This window comes from Oleiphilus sp. HI0123, from assembly GCF_001635315.1.
Map to the genome: position 1 here is coordinate 1 of NZ_LWGE01001719.1, position 983 is coordinate 983.

Sequence of the window (983 nt, forward strand, 5' to 3'; positions counted from 1 at the left end):
GCCTAGCGCTTGATGGTAAGGCTGAGCAAGCTCAAACTTTGAATGATCAGTTGGCGTCAGTTCACGAAGCAATGTTCGTTGAAGCTAACCCCATACCTGTTAAGTTCGCGTTAAATAGAATGGGTCTGATTGGCTCAGGTATTCGCTTNCCATTGACTGAGCTAAGCAAACAATATCATTCGCAAGTAGAGTCTGCGTTAACAGCGAAAAAACTGATTTGATGAGTGATATAACTATTAAAATTATTGCCCGTCGGGCCTTACTGGTTTTTTCTGCTTTCGCATTAACGGCATGTGGGCTGATCAAAGACAGATCTGGGGAGTACAATGCTGCTGAGACAAGCCAAAGGATTACTGTGCCGGAGGGGTATTCAGATCTAAAAATTGGTTCTCGTTATCCTATTCCGAACGTTGATCGTAAAGCGGCCAGTTCTGATCAGGAGGGTTATGAGCTACCTAAACCTCCAAATGCTACGGCAGCTTTAAGTGCAGATCCATATTTGGTTGAGTCAATTGAAGATCAGACCTGGCTGCGCTTGTACTCTTCGCCAGGAAAAGTTTGGCCAATGCTCGATTTTTTTTGGCAAGAGCAGGGCGTAAAAACTAGCCAGCAGTTAATCCAGCAGGGTTATGTAATGACTCAGGCTATTGCCGAAAGCTCACCGTTGTATGAGCTTGTGCGTGAGTCCGGGATGACAGGGCAGGTTGCTTTACTGGCAAACTTACTTCAAGGTGTTAGGCGCAATACTGCCGAGCTACAGGTGAAGCTAGTGCCAGCGGGAGGTGTTCTTACTGAAGCCTCATGGAGTAAGGCTGCATCTTTACCTAAGGTTGAAACAAAGATACTAAATGCGGTTGGCGAGTTTGTTAGTTCAGATGTCCAGCGAAATAGACACTCCCTACTTGCAAATGACATTAGTGGTGAACCACGTGTTTTTTTGCTAGAAGATGATCAAGGCGGAAAGTACCTAAAGCTAAACCTTA

Annotated in this window: 2 protein-coding genes; both read left to right on the forward strand. The window is 45.2% G+C overall.

The features are described 5' to 3' along the window. A partial coding sequence (locus tag A3761_RS23265; protein ID WP_197473197.1) for a dihydrodipicolinate synthase family protein occupies nucleotides 1–221 on the forward strand: 221 nt, incomplete at its 5' end. Further along, on the forward strand, nucleotides 221–983 hold a 763-nt coding region (bamC, locus tag A3761_RS23270; protein WP_068750994.1), incomplete at its 3' end, for an outer membrane protein assembly factor BamC. The genes A3761_RS23265 and bamC, both read left to right, overlap by 1 nt.